Here is a 695-nt window from a genome sequence, read left to right as displayed (position 1 = left end):
TGGGGTAGATGATTGGGGTGAAGTCGTAACAAGGTAGCCGTATCGGAAGGTGCGGCTGGATCACCTCCTTTCTATGGAGAATCGTTTCCTGCAACGGAAACATTCAAATATGACTTCAATGAAGTCACCCTTAAAATCAGGTTTAGGCCTGTTACTCACTCGTTGGTCAGTTTTGAGAGTTCAACTCTCATTTGATCCTTGAAAACTAGATAACGAAACGAATTTGCGCAATTAGAAATATCCTTCTCTAACGACTTGTGTCAAGTGATTGACCAAGAAGTAAAGAGTAGCATAGAGCGGAATATTTGCATGATGAACGACTTTTGGTAACAAGGGAAGAGAATCAGGCAAATATGAAGCGATTGGTTAAGCTACTAAGAGCACACGGAGGATGCCTAGGCGCTAGGAGCCGAAGAAGGACGTGGCGAACAACGATACTGCCTCGGGGAGCTGTAAGCAAGCTTCGATCCGGGGATGTCCGAATGGGGAAACCCAGCTAGTGTAATAGCTAGTTACCCGTATCTGAATACATAGGATGCGAGGAGGCATACCCAGGGAACTGAAACATCTAAGTACCTGGAGGAAGAGAAAACAAGAGTGATTCCGTCAGTAGCGGCGAGCGAACGCGGAACAGCCTAAACCAGAGAGCTTGCTCTCTGGGGTTGTGGGACGTCTCACATGGAGTTACAAAGGAA

General features: G+C 46.6%; 2 rRNA genes. Both read left to right on the top strand.

Annotated elements, in window-relative coordinates:
- A 16S ribosomal RNA gene (locus AK95_RS00010) occupies nt 1–71 on the top strand; the annotation flags it as partial.
- Between the two features lie 293 nt (nt 72–364).
- Nucleotides 365–695, top strand: a 23S ribosomal RNA gene (locus AK95_RS00005); the annotation flags it as partial.

Source organism: Paenibacillus sp. LC231, assembly GCF_001860525.1.
Classification (GTDB): domain Bacteria; phylum Bacillota; class Bacilli; order Paenibacillales; family Paenibacillaceae; genus Paenibacillus_AQ.
The sequence above is the reverse complement of the archived record's forward strand: the minus strand, read 5'-3'. Positions and strand labels throughout refer to the sequence as shown.